The organism is Nocardiopsis sp. TNDT3 (assembly GCF_003427465.1).
GTDB classification, from domain to species: domain Bacteria; phylum Actinomycetota; class Actinomycetes; order Streptosporangiales; family Streptosporangiaceae; genus Nocardiopsis; species Nocardiopsis dassonvillei.
The window spans coordinates 1-2,158 of sequence record NZ_QPFC01000814.1; the positions used below are offsets into that span (position 1 = coordinate 1).

Annotated in this window: 3 protein-coding genes; all 3 read right to left on the reverse strand. The window is 72.3% G+C overall.

Translation table 11 applies throughout. The features are described from left to right. Nucleotides 1-98: 98 nt before the first annotated feature. On the reverse strand, nucleotides 99-284 hold the full coding sequence (locus tag DQW06_RS19865) for a hypothetical protein (protein ID WP_013153239.1): 186 nt from the start codon (nucleotides 282-284) through the stop codon (nucleotides 99-101). Nucleotides 285-453: 169 nt separating this feature from the next. Then, a complete protein-coding gene (locus DQW06_RS19870; RefSeq protein ID WP_117199086.1) occupies nucleotides 454-1,086 on the reverse strand; it encodes an alpha/beta hydrolase in 633 nt (210 codons plus the stop codon). Beyond that, nucleotides 1,083-2,033: a ring-cleaving dioxygenase gene (locus DQW06_RS19875; RefSeq protein ID WP_013153241.1), complete on the reverse strand. Its 951-nt coding sequence runs from the start codon at nucleotides 2,031-2,033 to the stop codon at nucleotides 1,083-1,085. Before DQW06_RS19875 ends, DQW06_RS19870 begins: the two co-directional genes overlap by 4 nt. Nucleotides 2,034-2,158 lie beyond the last annotated feature (125 nt).

Sequence of the window (2,158 nt, forward strand, 5' to 3'; positions counted from 1 at the left end):
GCGGGCCTGACCGCCGCCTTCGCCGGACGTCCACCCAGGGGAGGGACGACGTCGTGGACGTCCGGCGAAGGCGGCGGTCAGGCCCGCGGGGCCAGCGCTCAGACGGTGATGGTGATGTTGTCGATGATGTCGTCGAGGAAGCCCTCGTCACTGAAGAAGTGCAGGGGGCGGGAGAACCCGGTGGACACGGAGTCCGCCGAGGCCGGGGCGGCGCCGACCAGCAGGACGGTGGCCAGGACGGCACCGGCGGCGGCACCAGCCAGGGCACGTTGCGTCAAGCACATGAAAACCACTCCATGTCACGTTGGGTGTGCATTTCGCTGCCGATGGTATCCATTTTGGTGAGTGTCGCGCTGACTTTTTCGCGATAAACAGGAGTACACGGCCCACGACGCGCGAAGCGGCGACGCCCAGGGTCAGGGGACGCCGCCGCGGTTCGAGGAGAAGCGCAGGTCAAAACCGTGATCGGGCGAACCAGTCGCGGGCCCGCTCCAGCACCTGGGGCGCCACCTGGTGCCCGCCGGGGTGCTCCTCGGCCTGCACCCGGGCCCCGCGTTCGCCCAGCTGGTCGGCCAGCAGGCGCGCCTGGTCCACGGTGGTGATCGGGTCGGCCGCGCCGAAGCCCAGGAACACCCGCACCCCCGACAGGTCCACCGGGTCGGGTCGGCGCCCCTGCAGCGGAGCCCCGGCCGCGAACAGGGCCGCGCCCCGCAGCAGGTGCGGGTGGAGCAGCAGCAGGGCGGCGCCGGTGTTGGCGCCGTTGGAGAACCCGCTGACCACGACCCGCTCCGGGTCCAGGTCGTAGGCGCGCACGGCCTCGGTGACGAAGGCGGCCAGGTCGGCGGTGCGCTCGATGAGGTCCTCGACGTCGAAGACGCCCTCGCGCACCCGGCGGAACCACCGGTTCATACCGTTCTCGTCCACCGTGCCGCGCGGTGAGAGCAGGGCCGCGCCCGGGGCCAGTGCCCGCCCCAGCGGCAGGAGGTCGTGCTCGTCGGCGCCGGTGCCGTGGAGCAGCAGCAGGGTGGGCGCGTCCGGGACCGTGGCCGGGGTGAAGACGTGGACGAGGTCGTCGACGCCGCTCACCGGCGGGTCTCCAGGGCGGGCAGGTGGGCGGCGATCTGCTCGCGGTCGGGCTCCAGCCACGGCGGGAGCCTGAGCGAGCGGCCCAGCTCCAGCAGCGGCTCGTCGTAGTCGAACCCGGGGCCGTCGGTGGCGATCTCCAGCAGCACGCCGCCGGGCTCGCGGAAGTAGATGGAGGTGAAGTAGCAGCGGTCGCGGACCTCGGTGACGCCCACGCCGTCGGCCTCCAGGCGTTGGCGCCAGGCCTCCTGGACGGGGCCGTCCGGAGCGCGGTAGGCCACGTGGTGGACCGTTCCGGCGGCGACCAGTCCGCGCGGGGCGCGGGGGTCGGCCACCACGTCGACGATGGTGCCCACGCCCTGGCCGGAGGCGTTGGTGTGAAAGCGGGTGCGCCCCCCGCTCTCATCCGCCAGGTGGAAGCCCAGCTGCCCGCCCAGCATCTGGACGGTGCCCTCCACGTCCTGCTCGGTCAGGGTCACCGCGCGGATGCCGCGGATGGCGTGTTCGGGCGGTACCGCTCCCCCGTCCCAGGGGTCGGTGTCGTGGTGGTCGGCGCTGGCGGCCAGTTCGATGACCAGGCCGTCGGGGTCGCGCAGGCTCAACACGTCCTCCTCACCGCGCTCGGCGGGACGGGTGGCCTCCACGTCCAGGGAGGCCAGGTGCCGGGCCCACCAGCCCAGGGAGCCCTCGGGCACGGAGAAGGTCGTGGTGGTGGCCTGGCCCGCGCCCACGCGCCCGCGGGGCGCGCCGGGCCAGGGGAAGAAGGTCATGATGGTGCCGGGGTTGCCCGCGCGGTCGCCGTAGTAGAGGTGGTAGGTCTGGGGCGCATCGAAGTTGACCGTGCGCTTGACCATGCGCATGCCCAGGGCGCGCAGGTAGAAGTCGGCGTTGGCCTGCGGATCGCTGGCGATCGCGGTCACGTGGTGGATTCCCGCGGGGCGCACGTCCATGTCCCTCACCCTTCGTCGAGTTCGCCGGGGCGCCTGCCAATGTAGTTTAAATTTAAACTACCACGGTGGTGTGCTCCCTTCCCACACTCCCCCCAAGACGGCCCCCGGGACAAGCACACCGCCCG